The organism is Salegentibacter flavus, assembly GCF_900115145.1.
Lineage (GTDB): Bacteria > Bacteroidota > Bacteroidia > Flavobacteriales > Flavobacteriaceae > Salegentibacter > Salegentibacter flavus.
Genome location: NZ_FOVL01000007.1, coordinates 82,742 through 100,763 on the forward strand (window position 1 = coordinate 82,742; position 18,022 = coordinate 100,763).

Annotated in this window: 16 protein-coding genes and 1 tRNA gene; 10 read left to right on the top strand and 7 right to left on the bottom strand. The window is 39.4% G+C overall.

What is annotated here, in order from left to right:
• The first annotated feature begins 52 nt into the window (after positions 1-52).
• The gene (gene odhB / locus BM266_RS07305) at positions 53-1,297 is read left to right on the top strand and encodes a 2-oxoglutarate dehydrogenase complex dihydrolipoyllysine-residue succinyltransferase (protein ID WP_093407758.1); all 1,245 of its coding nucleotides are present in this window, start codon (positions 53-55) and stop codon (positions 1,295-1,297) included.
• A gap of 248 nt (positions 1,298-1,545) precedes the next feature.
• On the opposite strand, the gene BM266_RS07310 is transcribed toward odhB, so the two are convergent.
• On the bottom strand, positions 1,546-1,980 hold the full coding sequence (locus tag BM266_RS07310) for a retropepsin-like aspartic protease (protein ID WP_093407760.1): 435 nt from the start codon (positions 1,978-1,980) through the stop codon (positions 1,546-1,548).
• A 51-nt stretch (positions 1,981-2,031) separates the two neighbouring features.
• Between BM266_RS07310 and BM266_RS07315 the strand changes: the two genes are divergently transcribed.
• The 9 genes from BM266_RS07315 to BM266_RS07355 all read left to right on the top strand — a co-directional run bounded on the left by BM266_RS07315 (position 2,032) and on the right by BM266_RS07355 (position 8,459).
• Complete coding sequence (locus BM266_RS07315; protein WP_093407763.1) at positions 2,032-2,799, top strand: TatD family hydrolase; 768 nt, start codon at positions 2,032-2,034, stop codon at positions 2,797-2,799.
• A 50-nt stretch (positions 2,800-2,849) separates the two neighbouring features.
• Positions 2,850-3,992 carry a 1-acyl-sn-glycerol-3-phosphate acyltransferase gene (locus BM266_RS07320; protein ID WP_093407765.1) on the top strand — a complete coding sequence of 381 codons (1,143 nt, stop codon included), beginning with the start codon at positions 2,850-2,852 and terminating at the stop codon, positions 3,990-3,992.
• Positions 3,976-5,004 (top strand): asparaginase, encoded by a 1,029-nt coding sequence (locus BM266_RS07325; RefSeq protein ID WP_093407768.1) that lies wholly within the window; start codon positions 3,976-3,978, stop codon positions 5,002-5,004. Before BM266_RS07320 ends, BM266_RS07325 begins: the two co-directional genes overlap by 17 nt.
• A 72-nt stretch (positions 5,005-5,076) precedes the next feature.
• Positions 5,077-5,164 (top strand) — tRNA-Ser (locus BM266_RS07330).
• A gap of 78 nt (positions 5,165-5,242) precedes the next feature.
• Positions 5,243-6,046, top strand: coding sequence for a MotA/TolQ/ExbB proton channel family protein (locus BM266_RS07335; protein ID WP_093407770.1), 804 nt, complete (start codon positions 5,243-5,245; stop codon positions 6,044-6,046).
• 14 nt (positions 6,047-6,060) lie between these two features.
• Positions 6,061-6,498 carry an Asp23/Gls24 family envelope stress response protein gene (locus tag BM266_RS07340; RefSeq protein ID WP_093407773.1) on the top strand — a complete coding sequence of 146 codons (438 nt, stop codon included), beginning with the start codon at positions 6,061-6,063 and terminating at the stop codon, positions 6,496-6,498.
• Positions 6,499-6,502: 4 nt separating this feature from the next.
• Positions 6,503-7,111 carry an ExbD/TolR family protein gene (locus tag BM266_RS07345; RefSeq protein ID WP_093407775.1) on the top strand — a complete coding sequence of 203 codons (609 nt, stop codon included), beginning with the start codon at positions 6,503-6,505 and terminating at the stop codon, positions 7,109-7,111.
• 37 nt (positions 7,112-7,148) lie between these two features.
• A complete protein-coding gene (locus tag BM266_RS07350; RefSeq protein WP_093407778.1) occupies positions 7,149-7,631 on the top strand; it encodes an ExbD/TolR family protein in 483 nt (160 codons plus the stop codon).
• A 132-nt stretch (positions 7,632-7,763) separates the two neighbouring features.
• Complete coding sequence (locus tag BM266_RS07355) at positions 7,764-8,459, top strand: porin family protein (protein WP_317040964.1); 696 nt, start codon at positions 7,764-7,766, stop codon at positions 8,457-8,459.
• Here the strand turns inward: BM266_RS07355 and BM266_RS07360 are convergent.
• The 6 genes from BM266_RS07360 to BM266_RS07385 all read right to left on the bottom strand — a co-directional run bounded on the left by BM266_RS07360 (position 8,454) and on the right by BM266_RS07385 (position 17,971).
• Positions 8,454-9,059, bottom strand: coding sequence for a hypothetical protein (locus BM266_RS07360; protein ID WP_093407783.1), 606 nt, complete (start codon positions 9,057-9,059; stop codon positions 8,454-8,456). The two genes, BM266_RS07355 and BM266_RS07360, sit on opposite strands and share 6 nt — an antisense overlap.
• Positions 9,059-10,516 carry an RNA polymerase factor sigma-54 gene (gene rpoN / locus BM266_RS07365; protein ID WP_093407785.1) on the bottom strand — a complete coding sequence of 486 codons (1,458 nt, stop codon included), beginning with the start codon at positions 10,514-10,516 and terminating at the stop codon, positions 9,059-9,061. The genes BM266_RS07360 and rpoN overlap by 1 nt, the downstream gene beginning before the upstream one ends.
• A gap of 84 nt (positions 10,517-10,600) precedes the next feature.
• Positions 10,601-11,467: an RluA family pseudouridine synthase gene (locus tag BM266_RS07370; RefSeq protein ID WP_093407788.1), complete on the bottom strand. Its 867-nt coding sequence runs from the start codon at positions 11,465-11,467 to the stop codon at positions 10,601-10,603.
• A 3-nt stretch (positions 11,468-11,470) separates the two neighbouring features.
• Positions 11,471-12,913 (bottom strand): asparagine--tRNA ligase, encoded by a 1,443-nt coding sequence (asnS, locus tag BM266_RS07375; RefSeq protein ID WP_093407791.1) that lies wholly within the window; start codon positions 12,911-12,913, stop codon positions 11,471-11,473.
• Positions 12,914-13,006: 93 nt separating this feature from the next.
• Positions 13,007-15,427 carry an efflux RND transporter permease subunit gene (locus BM266_RS07380; protein ID WP_093407793.1) on the bottom strand — a complete coding sequence of 807 codons (2,421 nt, stop codon included), beginning with the start codon at positions 15,425-15,427 and terminating at the stop codon, positions 13,007-13,009.
• 75 nt (positions 15,428-15,502) lie between these two features.
• On the bottom strand, positions 15,503-17,971 hold the full coding sequence (locus tag BM266_RS07385; RefSeq protein WP_093407796.1) for a DUF5686 family protein: 2,469 nt from the start codon (positions 17,969-17,971) through the stop codon (positions 15,503-15,505).
• Positions 17,972-18,022: the final 51 nt, after the last annotated feature.

Sequence of the window (18,022 nt, forward strand, 5' to 3'; positions counted from 1 at the left end):
AATTCAAAAAATATCTCTGCTTTTTAGAGGTAACAAAATAAAAATTAAGAACATGGCTTTAGAAATGAAAGTTCCTTCTCCGGGAGAATCAATAACCGAAGTAGAAATAGCCCAGTGGCTTGTTGAAGACGGGGATTACGTTGAAAAAGATCAGGCGGTCGCCGAGGTTGATAGCGACAAAGCTACCCTGGAATTACCTGCAGAGGCTAGCGGAATAATCACCCTTAAAGCTGAGGAAGGCGATGCCGTAGCAGTAGGAGAGGTGGTTTGTTTAATCGATACCGATGCTCCGAAACCCGGTGGTGGCGAAGATAAATCTGAAGCAAAAGCGGAAGAAAAAAGGGAGGAAAAAGCCGGGAAGGAAGAGCCTAAAGAAAAAGAGAAGGAAAAAGAGTTTAAAGAATCTTCTAAAGAAACCTATGCTACCGGGAGTCCTTCTCCGGCTGCAAAGAAAATTCTCGACGAGAAGGGTATTGAAGCTAAATCTGTAAAGGGAAGTGGAAAAGATGGGCGTGTAACCAAAGAAGATGCCGTTCAGGCAAAAGCTTCTATGGGAACTCCTGGTCCTGGAAAAAGAGGGGAGTCGCGTAAAAAAATGTCTATGCTTAGACGAAAAGTAGCTCAGCGTCTGGTTTCTGCTAAAAATGAAACAGCAATGCTTACTACTTTTAACGAGGTAGATATGTCTCCAATTTTCGCTCTGCGTAAAAAATATAAAGAAGAGTTTAAAGAAAAGCATGGAGTAAGCCTTGGATTCATGTCCTTTTTTACATTGGCTGTTGTGAGAGCTCTGGATATGTATCCCGATGTAAACTCGATGGTAGATGAAGATCATCAGATAAAATACGATTTTAAAGATATTAGTATAGCTGTTTCAGGGCCAAAGGGACTAATGGTTCCGGTAATTAGGAATGCCGAAAATCTTAGCTTCAGAGGGGTAGAAGAAGAAGTTAAACGTCTGGCCATCCGTGCAAGGGACGGGGAGATCACGGTTGATGAAATGACCGGAGGAACTTTCACCATAACTAATGGTGGGGTTTTTGGATCTATGCTTTCTACTCCTATTATTAACCCTCCTCAAAGTGCTATTCTGGGGATGCATAATATTGTAGAGCGACCGGTTGCTGTAGATGGACACGTAGAAATCAGACCAATTATGTATGTAGCCTTGTCTTATGATCACAGAATTATAGATGGAAAAGAGTCTGTAGGATTTCTGGTAGCTATTAAAGAAGCCCTTGAAAATCCTGAAGAACTATTGATGGATAATGCTGTGAAGCGGACTTTGGAACTTTAGAAAAGTCTTTTCATTGTTACTATAAATAAAAAAGGAGGCCCCAGAGCCTCCTTTTTAAGTCCAATAACAAATTAAAATAATACAAGGGATGCGATGTTAAGAGATAAAACCCCTATGATTGCTATGGCAAGGATGATAAAAATTACTATAGAAAGGGTCTTATTTTTAAACAAAACAGGCATCATCTAACATTAAAGGCCAAATTTAAATTATAAGGTGTCTTGCGTCAAGGGGAAATTTCCCCTAAATTATTTGAGATACAGCGATTTGTTTTTATAATCTATTATTGCCTTTCCTTTTCTTAAAATATCTGCGCCAATTATGCCATGTACTTTTTCGGCCTCGTGATTGATAAGAGCTTCATTAACATGCCGAAGATCAAAAAGTACCAGATCCACTTTTTTCTTTTTCCATCCTTTTATTTCAATCTTGTTTTTTTGTGCTATTTGGGTGAGCATATTTGTGGCTCCGGCTCCTGCAGCCTTAATATCGCTGTCTTCAGCAAGAAGTTGAAAATGTTCTACGGCCTCCATTCCTACGCAAGTACTGGATGCACCGGTATCCAGGATGAAATTTCCTTCAATATTATTTATTTTCGCCACCAATTCAAGGTGGTTGGTTTTAGTGATATTTAGCTTGATACGCTTATAACCTTTCTCTTTCAGCAATTTCTTAAGTGACATTCCTTGTTTTTTGACAAAGATAGGTCTTCAAAATAAATTAATTTTGCATTTATGATTTTAACCGACACCCATATACATTTATACAGCGAAGATTTTCAGAAAGATCAAAAAGAGCTTATTGAAGAAGCTTTTGAAAATGATATCAAAAGGTTTTTTCTACCTGCTATAGATTCAAATTATGTTGCGGCCATGTATAGCCTGGAGAAAAATTATCCGGAGCATGTCTTTTTAATGGCGGGCTTGCATCCAACTCACGTAAAAGATGATTTTGAGGAAGAACTGGCCAAAGTTGAAAAGCAGTTTTCACAAAGGCAATTTGTAGCCGTTGGAGAAATAGGAATTGATTTATACTGGGACAGGAGTACGCTGGAAATTCAGAAAAAAGCTTTTAGAAGACAGATTCAGCTGGCAAAAAAATATAAATTACCTATGGTTATTCATTGCCGGGAGGCTTTTGATGAGGTTTTTGAAGTTCTGGAAAATGAAAAAAGTGAGGATCTCTTTGGGATTTTTCACTGTTTTACCGGAACCTACGAACAGGCTCAGCAAGCTTTGTCCTATAATATGAAGCTTGGAATTGGGGGAGTAGTTACTTTTAAAAACGGAAAAATCGATAAATTCCTGAAGCAGATTCCTATAGAGGAAATCGTTCTGGAGACCGATGGGCCTTACCTGGCGCCGGTTCCATTTAGGGGAAAACGCAATAAACCCGTATATTTAAAAAAGGTAGCCGAAAAAGTTGCAGAAATTTACGAACTCCCACTTGAGGAGGTGGCTGCAATTACTACTCAAAGCTCTAAAGATATTTTTAAGATTTAAGGGGTAATAAAATTTAAATTTGTTCATTTGCTAAGAAAATAAGACTTTTTGTGAAGGATTTTGAAGATATAAGATTTTACCGCGACGATGAGGTACAACAGGCCTTAAAGGAAAATATTAAGCACCCAATGATAAAGGCACTGCTGCAGTTTACTTTTCCTGAAAAGAGTTTTGCCGAGATTGAAGAAATCACCTTGGGCTGTACCTCCATCAGGGAGTTTCAAATCAAAGTGATTTATCATTCTGTACAAAAGGTTTTGGAGCGCAGTTCTGAAGGTCTTTCCTATTCTGGTTTCGATAAACTGAATAAAGATAAATCCTATTTTTACATTTCCAATCATCGTGATATCGTGCTAGATACATCTCTGCTGAACAGTGCTTTGTATGAGAACGATCTGGTGATGACGGCTTCGGCTATAGGGGATAACCTGGTGCAAAAGCCTTTCCTTATGTTGCTTTCTCGTCTTAATAGGAATTTTCTGGTTAAGCGCGGCTTAGGTCCCAGGGAAATGCTTAGAAGTTCAAAAAATCTTTCCAATTATATTAAATATCTTCTTCTTGAAGAAGGCCGCTCGGTTTGGATGGCACAAAGAGAAGGGCGTACCAAGGACGGTAGCGATCATACCCAGCAGGGTGTTTTAAAAATGATCGCAATGGCCAAAGGAGACCTGAGTCTCACTGAGTACCTGAAGAAACTAAAGATAGTTCCGGTTGCAATTTCATATGAATTTGATCCTACCGATAGGTTGAAAATGCCTGAAATTATGGCCAAACGCATGCAGGAGACCTATGTGAAATCTGCAAATGAAGATTTTAATAGTATTATGCAGGGTGCTTTGGGCAATAAAGGCCGTATTCATATTGGTGCCGGAGATATATTGGGGGATGAGGTTTTTGATGGAATAGAGAAAAATGCAGCTTCGGTTAACGAACAGTTACAAACTATTGCCACAAAAATTGATGAAGCAGTGTACAGGAATTATAAGCTTTGGCCTTCAAATTATATCGCCTGTGATCTTTTGAATAACTCAAATACTTATTCCGATAGATATTCAGAAAAAGAAAAGCGACAGTTTGAGCGCAGGATTTCTCGAAGAATAGATATGAAAAATGCGCTAGAACTAAATAGTTACCTATTAATGTATGCTAACCCGGTAATCAATAAAGAAGCGCTTTATGAAGAAAAAGGCTAACATTCTCCTTATTTATACCGGGGGAACCATAGGTATGATAAAAGATTATGATACCGGTGCCTTGAAGGCTTTTAATTTTGATGAATTACTTCAGAATATACCTGAGCTTAAAATACTTGAACATAATATTGATACTTTAAGCTTTGAGGAACCTATCGATTCTTCAAACATGGATCCCGAAGGCTGGCTGCAAATTGCCAGCACCATTAATTCTAATTTTGAAAAATACGATGGATTTGTGATTTTGCATGGCAGTGATACTATGGCTTATACTGCTTCGGCTTTAAGTTTTATGTTTGAAAATCTTACCAAGCCTGTAATTTTTACCGGGTCCCAACTTCCGATAGGAGATTTAAGAACCGATGCCAAGGAAAATCTCATAACTAGCATACAGATCGCCGGACTGCAAAAGAATGATCGACCGGTTATAAGTGAAGTAGGACTTTATTTTGAATATAAATTATACCGTGCCAACCGGAGTACCAAGATAAACGCTGAACATTTCCAGGCTTTTGCATCAATGAATTATTCCCCTCTGGCTGAATCTGGAGTTTACCTTTCAGTAAATTACAATGCTCTGTGGAAGCCAAATAGAAAACAACCCACAAAACTTCATGCTAATTTTAATGACGATATCCTTATTCTGAAAATGTTTCCGGGAATTAGTGAAAGTACCATCAGGCATATTTTGTCTAAAGAAAATTTAAGGGGGGTTGTTTTAGAAACCTACGGTAGCGGGAATGCTCCCAGTGCTCCCTGGTTTGTTAATATCTTAAAGGAAAAGATCGCCGAGGGCTTGTGTGTGGTAAACGTGACACAGTGTATAGCTGGAAGTGTGAATATGGGGCAATATGAAACCAGTGTTAAGCTAAAACAAATTGGGGTAGTTTCTGGAAAAGATATCACTACAGAGGCTGCTGTTGCCAAATTAATGTATTTATTAGGAAAAGATTTAAGTCCGGAAGTTTTTAAAACTATCTTTGAAACCTCTCTGCGAGGGGAAATGTTATAAAATTAACGCCAACTACTTGATTGAGTTTATTTTTTTTTGTTATTTGGCGCACCGTTTAGAAAACGTTAAGAAAGAGAGGTGGCCGAGTGGTCGAAGGCGCACGCCTGGAAAGTGTGTATACGCCAAAAGCGTATCGAGGGTTCGAATCCCTTCCTCTCTGCAAAATTTATAGTATTTTTATTAAAACTTTATTTTTATATCTTTAACCCTTTAACTAATTAAATTAAGACAAACAGCAATGAAAAGATTATTTTCTATTTTGGTAATCGCCGCGGTGATGGTGCTAGGAGCCGGAAACCTGAATGCGGCCAATAATGTGAATACATTACCTGAAACAATTGTAAATTTTGTGCAGGATGATGAGGCTGCCGCTGCCGCTGATGAGGTAGAGGAAGAAAGCCTTGGTTTTCACCAGGAACTTAAAAAACGATTTATAGAAGGGGGGCCTGCATTTATGGGGATTGTTCTTTTATGTTTAATTCTTGGTTTGGCTGTTGCCATTGAGAGAATTATCTTTTTGAACCTTTCTACTACAAATACCAGAAAACTGGCTCAGGATGTTGAAGATGCTTTAAACAATGGCGGAGTAGATGCCGCTAAAGAAGTATGCAGAAACACTAAAGGTCCTGTTGCTTCTATCTATTACCAGGGACTGGACCGTGCCGACGAAAGCATTGATGCTGCAGAGAAAGCAGTAGTTGCTTATGGTGGTGTCCAAATGGGACAATTGGAGAAAAACGTCTCTTGGGTGTCTTTATTTATTGCCATCGCACCTATGCTTGGTTTCATGGGAACTGTAATTGGTATGATTACCGCCTTCGATAGAATTGAGGCTGCTGGTGATATGCAACCATCACTTGTTGCTGGAGGTATTAAAGTAGCGCTACTTACTACAGTATTTGGTTTGATCGTGGCTATTATCCTTCAAATCTTTTACAACTACATCATCGCTAAGATCGATAGCATCGTGAATGATATGGAAGATGCTTCTATTACCCTTATCGATATGTTAGTAGCTTACAAAAACAAAAAAAGAATCTAAGACCAGATTAAATTATGACTTTACATAAAATATTAAAATATATAGCCCTCGTTATTGGTGTTATAGGTCTTATCCTTCTTGGGAGGATCTTAGCTGCAAACGATGATGCTATAGCGGCCTCAGCCGATATGCAGAACAGCCTTCTTGATCCGTTTATGTGGGTAGCGTATCTGGTATTGGCCATTGTGTTAATATTAGTAGCCTTCTATGTAATAAAGGGCCTTTTTAAAGGAAATATTAAAAACACACTTATTGCTCTGGGCGCATTTTTAGCAGTTATCGTAATTGCATATGTGCTAACCGATGGATCCCAAATGACTCTTAAAGACGGAAGTATTCTTTCGGCGAGTGGAGCGCATTGGATAAGTGCAGGATTAGTAACATTCTACATCCTTGCAGGAATTGCTATCTTAGCAATGGTATTCTCTGGAGTTAAAAAATTAATGAAGTAATAATATGGCAAGAAGAGATGCACCAGAAGTTAATGCCGGCTCGATGGCCGATATTGCTTTCTTGCTTCTAATCTTCTTTTTGGTAACAACAACCATTGAGACAGATAGCGGGATAAGTAGGAAACTACCCCCGTGGCAGCCAGAAGAGCAAGAGCCGCCGGTAATTAAGCAGAGAAACATCTTCACTGTACTTGTTAACCGTAATAATGAGTTGCTTGTAGAAGATGAATTTATGGAGATTGAGGAATTGCGTCAGGCAGCCTTCGAATTTTTAGATAACGGAGGAGGAACCGGAGACGAGGCTTGTGATTTCTGTCAGGGCCCCGGTGATCCATCTTCATCTGTGAACCCACAGAAAGCGATTATTTCATTGGTGAATAACCGTGGTACCGAATATGGGACCTATATCGCAGTTCAAAATGAACTCGTAGCGGCTTATAACCAATTGAGGGATAGAGAAGCCCAGCGTTTATATGGAAAATCCTTCACCCAAATGGAAAAGGAGTATAACGATCCAAATTATACTGGGAATAAGGAAAAACTGAAGGAACAAATTGGGGCTATTAAAGATATGATACCTCAAAAGCTTTCTGAAGCAGAGCCAACAAGTTAAGAGGCTTACTAACAAAATTTAAATTTGAGACTTAATTATGTCTAAATTCAAAAAGAAAACAAACGAAGGGCAACCTGCTATTAGTACAGCATCCTTACCGGATATTGTATTTATGCTACTGTTCTTCTTTATGGTGGTAACCGTAATGCGCCAGAATACGTTGATGGTACAGAATAAATTACCTTATGCCGATCAGGTTGAAAAACTTGATAAAAAGGATTTGGTAATGTATATCTATGCAGGAAAACCGAGTCCGCGCTATCAGGAACGTTTTGGAACGGAAGCCAGAATCCAGTTGAATGATAAGTTTGCCAGTGTAAGTGAAGTACAGCAGTTTATTTTTGCCGAAAGGGAAACTAAACGCGAAGAATTGATTCCCTATTTAACAACTGCCCTAAAGGTAGATGAAGAAACAAATATGGGATTGGTTTCAGATATCAAGCAGGAATTGAGAAAAGCTGAAGCTCTTAAAATCAATTATACCACATTACAAGGTGATGCTTTAAGAAACATGGAATAACGGCGAACCCGTTAGATCTTTTCAATACTGTAAAAACATCCTGCCTTAATTAATTTTGGCAGGATGTTTTTTTATATTTAATAATTAAATTTATAAATCCAGATGAAGTTGGTGCGGCTTTATTTTTGCTTTTTGCTTTTCCTGCCTTTAATGCTTACTGCACAGATAAATGAACAGGAAGAAACAAGACGAATCCCCGATTCGGTACCCTCGGTTATAGATAGTCTCTACAGGGAAGATCAGTTTTATATAGGCCTTACTTTTAACCTAATAGATCAAAAGCCATCCTCTATTTCTCAATCGGGTTTTTCAGGAGGTTTACACCTTGGATTTATAAGGGATTTTCCTCTTAATAAACAAAGAAATATCGCTATAGGTACTGGTCTAGGCTGGTCATTGAATAGTTTTGGACATAATCTTTTTATAGGCCAGACCATTGATGGGGAAAGCATTTTTAGAAGCCTTGATAGAAGCTTTGATTATGACACCAATCGGTTTACTACCCAGCTTATAGAAGCTCCTATTGAGTTCAGATGGCGCACTTCTTCAGCTGAAAGCTATAAATTCTGGCGTGTTTATACGGGTTTGAAATTAGGATATATTTATAAATTTAAATCTAATTTCATACAGCCGGGCAATCAGGTTGTACAATACGACCTGCCCGAATTAAACCGCTTCAGGTTGGGAGCGAATCTCACTTTTGGGTATAATACCTTTAACTTCCATTTTTATTACAGCCTTAATCCGTTATTTAAGGATGCGAAAGTAGATGATTCTGAAATTGGGATGCACCTGGTTCGCCTAGGTTTAATGTTTTACATTCTATAGCCAAAATCTCCACAGAATTAATTGTGGAAGAAATCCTGCCAGGAATCCGAGTAGAAGTTCTGGTGGAGTATGTGCCTTATAATATAATCGGGAAGAACCGGTTAATCCGCTGGCAAGGACTAAAAACAGGATGCTATAGACAAGGTTAATACGGTAGTGAATACTCAGGCCGGCCAGGAACATTGTTAAACCCGCCAGCCCCATCATATGCAGACTTATTTTTATTCTGAAGACCGAAAAAAGATAAGCCACCACGCCTGAAATCAATATCCCTGTAAAATAATAGTAGAGCGCCGGATAGTTGTATACATTCAATATCTGTTTTAGTATCATCAATATTAGCAGGATAAAGAAAAATAGTGGCCATTTGCGCTCTTTGGCATTACGCATAAAAATGCTGTCTACCTTCCCAAGATTTCGGAGCAAAAAGTAAAAAACTACTGGAATAAAGATAGTGAGAATAGCGATGGCCAGTAATTTAGCCTGGATCACCCCCGATGGAAAGAACCGCGGAGTAACTAAAAAATAAATAAGGCTTCCGCCTAGCGGCATCCATATTGGATGAAAAATATAAGAAGCGCTTTTTAACAGAAAGTTCATTAAATTTCCTTTCGTAAACGGGCCACTGGAATATCGAGTTGCTCCCTGTATTTGGCTACAGTGCGGCGTGCAATAGGGTATCCTTTATCCTTTAATACTTTCGCGAGTTTCTCATCTGTTAAAGGTTTTTTCTTGTTTTCTTCTTCTATAGACATTTCCAGAATTTTTTTGATCTCCCGCGTGGAAACATCCTCACCCTGGTCATTTTTCATAGATTCAGAGAAGAACTCTTTTATCAGTTTCGTACCGTACGGGGTATCTACGTATTTACTGTTGGCAACCCTGGAAACCGTAGATACATCCATTCCAATCTCATCGGCGATATCCTTAAGAATCATCGGTCTGAGGTTGCGCTCATCGCCGGTTAGAAAATACTCCTTCTGGTAGTTCATAATTGAACTCATGGTAACCATAAGGGTTTGCTGGCGCTGTTTAATTGCTTCAATAAACCATTTTGCCGAATCGAGTTTCTGTTTGATGAACATCACCGCATCTTTCTGGTCTTTGGTTTTTTCTTTAGACTCTTTATAGCCTTTAAGCATATCGCTGTAATCCCTGGAAACATGCATTTGAGGTGCATTTCTTCCATTTAAGGTTAATTCCAGGTCTCCATCAACAATTTTTATCGTAAAATCAGGGATTACGTGCTCTATAATTCTAGTATTTCCAGAGTAGGAACCCCCTGGTTTCGGGTTGAGATGCTCGATTACCTCTATCGCTTCTCTGAGTTCATCTTCACTTATATCGTGACGGGAAAGCAGTTTAGTATAATGTTTTTTGCTGAAAAGATCGAAGGATCTTTCCAGCATATCGATAGCAAGTTGAACGGCTTTAGTAGGTTCCCGGCGGTCCAACTGAAGTAAAAGACATTCCTGTAAGGAGCGGGCACCCACTCCGGCAGGATCAAGCGCCTGAACTTTCTTCAATACGCCTTCTACCGTTTCTTCATCGGTGTAAACGTTTTGGGTGAAAGCAAGATCATCTACCACATCCTGAAGCTCTCTTCTAAGGTAACCACTTTCATCAATACTTCCCACGAGAAAATCTGCGATCTCCTGTTCATTTTCGCTAAACCTTAATGTGCTTAACTGGGTTTTTAAATATTGTGTAAAAGAAGTTCCCGAGGCGTAGGGCACACTTTTTTCTTCGTCGTCTGCGCTGTAATTATTAGCCTGAAGCCTGTAGCTGGGGATTTCATCGTCGCTTAGATATTCATCTACATCAATTTCTGTTTCAATAGTTTCATTATCGTTGTCATCATCTTCAGTATTCGAAAATTCTTCTTCGTATTCATCTTCACTCTCTAATTTACCATCCTCCAACGCAGGGTTTTCCTCCAATTCTTCCTTAATCCTTTGCTCAAAAGCCTGGGTAGGAAGCTGTATAAGTTTCATCAGCTGGATTTGCTGAGGAGATAGCTTCTGTGAGAGTTTTAGATTTAATTGTTGTTTAAGCATATATATAATTTTGCCTTAATACAAAAATAAGCAAAACAACGCTACGCTAGCTTTGGCACAGTAAATGATTGTGGTAAAATTTTGTTAAGTAAGCTCCCTTTGTTCTTCTATTTTTATGAATCTTTTGGGAGGAGCTACGGCAATATTCATCCATTCCAGCGTTACTGGGTGTTGAAATTTCAAAGAAGTAGCTGAAAGAAATAATCCTTTTATATTGCCCGTACTATTTTCTTTACCATAAAGTTTATCCCCAACGATAGGGAAACCTGCCTTCGCCAAATGAATCCTTATCTGGTGGGTTCTTCCTGTATTTGGAATAGCAGAAACAAAAGAATAATCATTCCTGTTAATATGGAAACTCCTTATAAGTGAGATTTCAGTTTCAGAAACCTTATCTTCAATTTTATATTGAAGGCTCTTCTCCCCTGGAAATTCTCCATAAACTAAAGCTGTATAGATTTTCTGAATTTTCTTTTCTTTAAAATCTCTGTGTAGTTTTCTAAGGCTGTCCCCGGTTTTTGCAATTAGCAGTAATCCTGAGGTGGGGTTGTCCAGTCTATGGGCGGGTTGTGGTGCCGCAAGGACGGTAGGTTCCGTCGAGACCTTTAAATTAAAAGGAAGCGCATTAGTAATAGTCTTAAAATAATTTCCGCTGGTGGGATATCCGGCCGGCTTATTTACCACTCCGATATGATCGTCCTCAAAAAGGACTTCGAGTTTTAAACTGAAAACCTTTTTCGGGATTTCCTGTTTGAAAAGTTCAATTTTCTGACCTTCCTTAACCCAATCTCCGGTATTAGATGCCTTACCGTCAATCTTTATCTCTCTGCGTTTAATGGCTTTCTTAATGCTGCTTTTGGTAGGTGCAGCCTTGAAGATTGAAACCGCATATTCCTGCAGCCGTATATCTTTCACGCCTGCAGGAACTATATGGGTTTCTATAAGTTTCAAATATTAAAATTCAGCATTTTGTGGGGTCCTTGGGAAAGGGATTACATCTCTTATATTCCCCATACCTGTAACAAACTGCACCAGGCGTTCAAAGCCGAGCCCGAAACCACTATGCACACATGTACCGAATTTTCTGGTTTCCAGGTACCACCAAAGTTCCTTTTCGTCTATATCGAGTTCTTTCATTTTGGATTGCAACACGTCAAGGCGCTCTTCCCTTTGTGAACCTCCAACGATCTCGCCAATTCCAGGGAAAAGGATATCCATTGCCCGAACCGTTTTTCCATCCTCATTAAGACGCATATAAAATGCCTTAATATTTGCCGGATAATCAAATAATATTACTGGGCATTTAAAGTGTTTTTCTACAAGGAAACGCTCATGTTCGCTCTGAAGATCGGCGCCCCAGTCTTCAATAACATAATTGAATTTTTTCTTTTTATTGGGCTTACTGTTCTTTAAGATCTCGATCGCTTCAGTATAACTAACCCGCTTAAAGTTATTATCCAGAACAAAATGTAGTTTTTCCATTAGGTTCATATCACTGCGTTCGTTTTGAGGTTTAGACTTATCTTCATTCAGAAGTCTTTGTTCTAAAAACGCAAGATCATCTTTACAATTTTCAAGAACGTATTTTAAAACATACTTGATAAAATCTTCAGCTAAATCCATATTGCCGTCAAGATCACAGAAAGCCACTTCAGGTTCTATCATCCAGAACTCTGCAAGGTGTCTTGAGGTATTTGAGTTTTCAGCCCTGAAGGTTGGTCCAAAGGTGTAAACCTGCCCCAGGCCTAGCGCATAGGTTTCGGCTTCCAGCTGTCCCGAAACGGTGAGATTAGTCTCTTTTCCGAAGAAATCCTTTTTATAATCTATACTACCGTCTTCTTTTTTCGGCGGATTTTCTATATCAAATGCGGTCACTTTAAACATTTCCCCGGCTCCTTCAGCATCACTTCCGGTGATAATCGGGGTGTTTACATAATGGAAATTATTTTGCTGAAAATAACTATGTACGGCAAAAGACAGCTTGGATCGTACACGCATCACGGCGCCAAAAGTATTAGTTCGAACCCTTAAGTGAGCCTGTTCACGAAGTTTTTCCAGGCTATGGCGTTTTGGAGATAGGATGGTTAATTTTACATCTTCCGGATTCGCATCTCCCAGTATTTCCAATTCCTTTACCTCTATTTCTACGCGCTGCTGGCTGCCTTCACTCTCTATTAGTGTTCCAAGAACCCGGATGGCTGCTCCAACCGTAACCCTTTTTAAGAGTTCTTCATTGAAATTTTCGAAATCTACAACACACTGAAGGTTGTTGATTGTTGAACCATCGTTCATCGCGATAAAGCGATTGCTCCTAAAAGAGCGTACCCAACCTTTTACTTCAAATTCCTGTAAAAACTGATTGCTGTCTAATATTTCAGCAATTTTTGCTTGTATCATTTATGTTAGATTTAGAAAGGGACAAAGATAATTTTTCCGTTTATGCTTAGCAAGTAAGCGCTTTATTTTGAATGCCTTTCGGTGTAATTAATTTTATTCAGGGTGATTCTGTTCTTCTTTTGTGATTTCCTCCTCATCCTCATCGCTTTCTATGATCTTCATCGCCGGTTCCTTCATAACTTCTTTATTGGCAATACTTCGTTCCAGAGATAATAAAAGGGATGGTAGCAATAATAGGTTAGAGAGCATTGCGAAAAGCAAGGTCGCTGAAACCAGGCCTCCCAGCGCTACTGTTCCGCCGTAACTACTAATCATAAATACTGAAAACCCAAAGAAGAGTACTATGGAGGTATAGAACATACTCACCCCCGTTTCCTTTAGGGCTGCATAAACCGAACGCTTTATCTTCCAGTTGTTGGCTTTTAGTTCTTGCCTGTATTTTGCGAGAAAATGTATAGTATCATCTACCGATATCCCAAAAGCAATACTAAAAACAAGAATAGTGGAGGGTTTTATCGGGATTCCTAAAAAGCCCATCATTCCCGCCGTTACCAGTAATGGCAGCAAGTTTGGAACCAGAGAAATAAGGATCATTCTGAATGACCTGAACAACCACGCCATAAAAAGAGCGATAAGCAAAATGGCCAGGGAAAGAGAAATAATCAGGTTTTTTACGAGATAATTTGTCCCTTTTTGGAAGATTAACGCTTTCCCAGTGAGCGAAACATCATATTGTTCTTCGGGAAATATCTTGTTGATCTCAGGCCATAGGTTCTCCTCTATACGTTCCATCTTATCGGTCCCGATATCTTTCATAAAGGTAGTAATCCTGGCATATTGGCCGGTAGAATCCACATAGGAGTTCAGTAGGTCTTCTCCCGCATTCATTCCTTTAGTGTACGGCATTATGAAATTTTGTTCCTGGGAAGTAGGAAGCTGAAAGTATTTTGGATTGCCGTTATAATACGCCTGTTTGGTATATTTCACCAATCTCACCACCGAAAGGGGTTTAGACAGTTCAGGGATATCTGTGATTTCTTCTTCCAGGCGCTCCATGCGTTTCAGGGTAGAGAGCTTCAACACGCCCCTGGGACGTTTTGTGTCTACAAGGATCTCCATCGGCATTACTCCATCAAACTCTTCTTCAAAAAATTTGATATCCTGAAAAAAGGTCGCTTCCTGGGGCATATCCTCCAGAAGACTGCCTGAAATTTTTATAGTATAAATTCCAATAATACTAACTACCAGCAAAAAGACTGAAACTATATAAATTGCAATCCTGTGATGTCGTACCATACGTTCCATCCAGTCTACAAAACCACCTATCCACCTTTTGTTAAGGTGTTTAAGGTGTTTGTCTTTTGGAATAGACATATAGCTATAGATTATTGGAATGATAAGAAGGCTGAGCACAAATATCGCCAGAATGTTTATGGAAGCCACTAACCCAAATTCCTTCAGCAAAGTGCTATCTGTTAGGATAAAGGCTGCAAAACCGGAAGCCGTGGTAACATTGGTCATTAGGGTGGCATTTCCCACCTTTGTTATAACCCGCTGAAGGGATTTTGCCTGGTTTCCGTGTTTTTTTATTTCCTGCTGATATTTATTGATGAGGAAAATACAATTAGGGATTCCTATTACAATGATGAGCGGTGGAATTAAAGCTGTAAGCACTGTTATCTCATAATGGAGCAGCCCAATAACCCCAAATGCCCACATCACTCCAATACAAACGGTAATCATCGAGATTATAGTAGCGCGAATAGACCGGAAGAAGAAAAAGAAAATCAGGGAAGTCACACTTAATGCCGCCAGGATAAAAAGACCAATTTCATCAATGATATTCTGTGAGTTAAGGGTACGTATGTAAGGCATTCCCGAGACCTTAACATCAATTTCGTGCATTTCCTCAAATTCCCTGATAAGCGGCCTTAGTTTTTCCAGCACGAAATCCTTTCGTTTTTCCGAATTAACGATCTCTTTATTGATATAAAGAGCAGACTGAATGGTGTTGGAATGTGAACTGTAAACCAGGTTTTCATAAAAAGGAAGCGCGGTAAAGAGTTCGTTTTCATAAGCTTTCAGCTGTTCCTTATCGGGCTTGTCCTCTTTGATAAAAGGAACCATTTCAAAGCGGTTGGGGTCGTTAAACTTTTGCAACTTCTTTAAATTACTTACCGAAATAACATGATCTACTTCCGGATAATTTTCAAGCTCCTCATTTAGTGCTGTCCAGGCCTGGAACTTTTCAGGAGTAAATAAAGCAGAATCCTTGACCCCAAGAATCACGAGGTTGCCTTCTTCCCCAAAAGTATCGAGGAAGGAATTGTAAGTTAAATTGGCTTCGTGATCATCGGGTAGTAAATTGGCTTCGGTATATGAAAACTGCATGTTCTTCCACTGGGTAGCAAGAAAGGCAGTGGCGGCCAATACCAGAAAAATAATAATAATTCTGTTACGCAGAATTAATCTCGCAACAGAGTTCCAGAAACCAAAGCTGAAAATTTTGGACATGGGTGAAGTTTAAACGAGCGCAAAGGTATAAAAAGCCACACTAAATAGCGGAGTTTTAATTGTAAAGTGCAGTCTTTAGATCTTTAGCTGGAAGGTGAATTTAAAAGCAAAATTTTGTTTAAAACCCGGTAGGTTATATCCACCATAACGATAAGCGGTTCCAAGACCAAAACCGGCCAGGATATTATTAACCTCTAGCCCGGCTTCTGAGTAGACGTGATCCAGGGTGTTGAATGAAATATTTGCGTGGTCTTCAGGATGTTTAAATGTTCCAACGGCGTGGCGGGAGATGAGTACAACTTCAGGTTTCATAAACCTGTTGAGCTCAATTGGTCTAAATTGGTGCTTCACATGAAGCATCGCCTGGCGGTCGCTAAAGAATTCGTTGTAATACATGGTTTCAAAGCTGGTATGCCCTGCCACCGAGAAACGCTTTAGGATTTCTGTTTGGTTTCCATTGTTCGGGAACGCATGAAAAGCATGGGTTAGCGGTAATTCACCTATAGCAAAATTTCCCTCCAGGATGAATTCTGTACGAGATCTATCCAACCTCTTAATTTCGTGTTCTATTTTCAATCCGGCTTTGATGAAACTGAAATCGCCGTTCATAAAACCTGAAAAAGCCTGGGTGATCTGCCCTGTGAATTTAGGGTATCCTTTTTCTATCAGAATATCACTTGTTGGGGTCTTTAAAAATCTTCCGAATGGCCGCCATAAAAAAGAAAAAGTGGTCTGGCTGAGATTGTAATCACTGAGATGTTGTCCTTCATGGATATAGGCATAATCCAGGATATTTGAAATCTGGCTGTGGCTAATTTGCAGTTCGCTATTAAGCCTGGAAGTGAAACGGTGGATTAGGCCCCCGCTAAATGTTTTATCGGTATAGAAAAAATTGATATTCACGAAACGGGGTTCAACGATAGAGAACTCGTTAACACCCTGTAGATAATTAAAACGACCCACTTCAATAATATCGCTGGTGTAGTTCAGTTTCAGATTAGTACCACTTGGTTTATGAAGCGATATTTCTGTGCCGAGGCCATATTTGAAAACCTCATCTTTAAATCCATAAACGGCATAACCGTTAATATTGAATTTATCTGAGAACCTATTATTGGTCTTTCCCCCAAAACCCAGGCGTAAGCCTTCATAATTATTATACTTAAAAAATTTCCCCAGGTCAAAATCCCAGAAGTTAACAGGATAATACCCCGTTGTGATTGTATTTTTTATTTCTATCTGGCGTTCTACATTCTTTTCCTTTACCAGGTCCATAACTCTTTCTTCTAAGTTTTCATCTGCAAAAATAAAAGGCTGTTTCCGGTTATTTTGCCAGAATTCTTCCCCGGGATTAAACGCACCGGAGGCTATCTCCACCTGCGCAGAAGGATTTTCTATTTTCTCTTCGGAATTAAACTGAATTTCATAATTGGTAGTAGTAGAGGTGAGAAATAAACCAGGTTCTGTATCATTTCCCGAAAGTACCGTGCTAATTATATCGCCTCCACTTTGAAGACGCCCCGTAGAGATCACCCCGCCAAAAACCGAAATATCTTTTCCGCCGCTACCCGGCCTTATTCGGGTTAATTGTTTTTTAGGAAACCAGAGATTTTCACCCTCAAAATATTCATATTCCTGATCGGTTTCCAATTTAATGGCGCCCAGCAACTGCGCTTTGGTCTTTTGTATGGCGAAACTTGTGGTATCCAAGTATAAGATTCCTTCTAACCCGGCGACGGCCTGTTCCCTTTTTGGTTCAAAATATACCACGAAGGCAGGTTGTGCGGTATTGGTGGTATCCAGTATTTTAAATTTATAATTTCTAAAAGCCTTTTTGGAAAGTGGCCCGGCATATTCGGTTTCAAAAATGTTATAATCTTTTTTGTAGAGAGAAAAGGGGTTTACTGAAAGCGAAAGCAGCTCATAAACCGGTTTTTTAAAGCCTGCGTTTTTCATTCCTAAAACCACCTCTTTTAGATCTTTTCCCTTCTCAAATCGATATTCGGATATTTTTTCTGAAAAATAAGCGGCCCCGGTTTGGATAATCGTTTCAACTTCCAGCATGGTACTGTCGGTCTCCAGGCTTATTCGGTTGTTTTCGTTGTCTATTAAGAATTTATTGTAGCTTCTGAAGCTAAAAGAATTCACGGCTTTTTCGGGGTCATTTTGGTCGCGCCTGGCGATGGCTTTCCTGATGATCCTGTTCGCCGGATTTTCTTCTGAATTTAATAAAACGGCATCCAGGGTTTCAGTAAAAGGCTTCAGCCGCACAAAGATAAACTCTGTCGCAGCAGAAAGCTGGATTGTTCGGGGTGAAAAGCCAACATAGGAAAAAGTGGCTTCGGCTAAAGACTCTTTCAGATCAATTAAAAAGGAACCATCAATATTAGTTAGGCTTATAGGCTGATCCTTTATGGCGATTTTCGCGTAGGGAAGCGGCTCTCCGGTTTGGGCATTTACCACCCGTCCGGAAATTTTGTGTTGAGCAAAAGCACTGGTAAAAGAAACAATGCAAACGAAAACGAAGAAGTACCGATGGCGCATATTATTTCTTTACGGGTTAGCTTAAATTTCCGGAATTTAAGCCTAAAATAA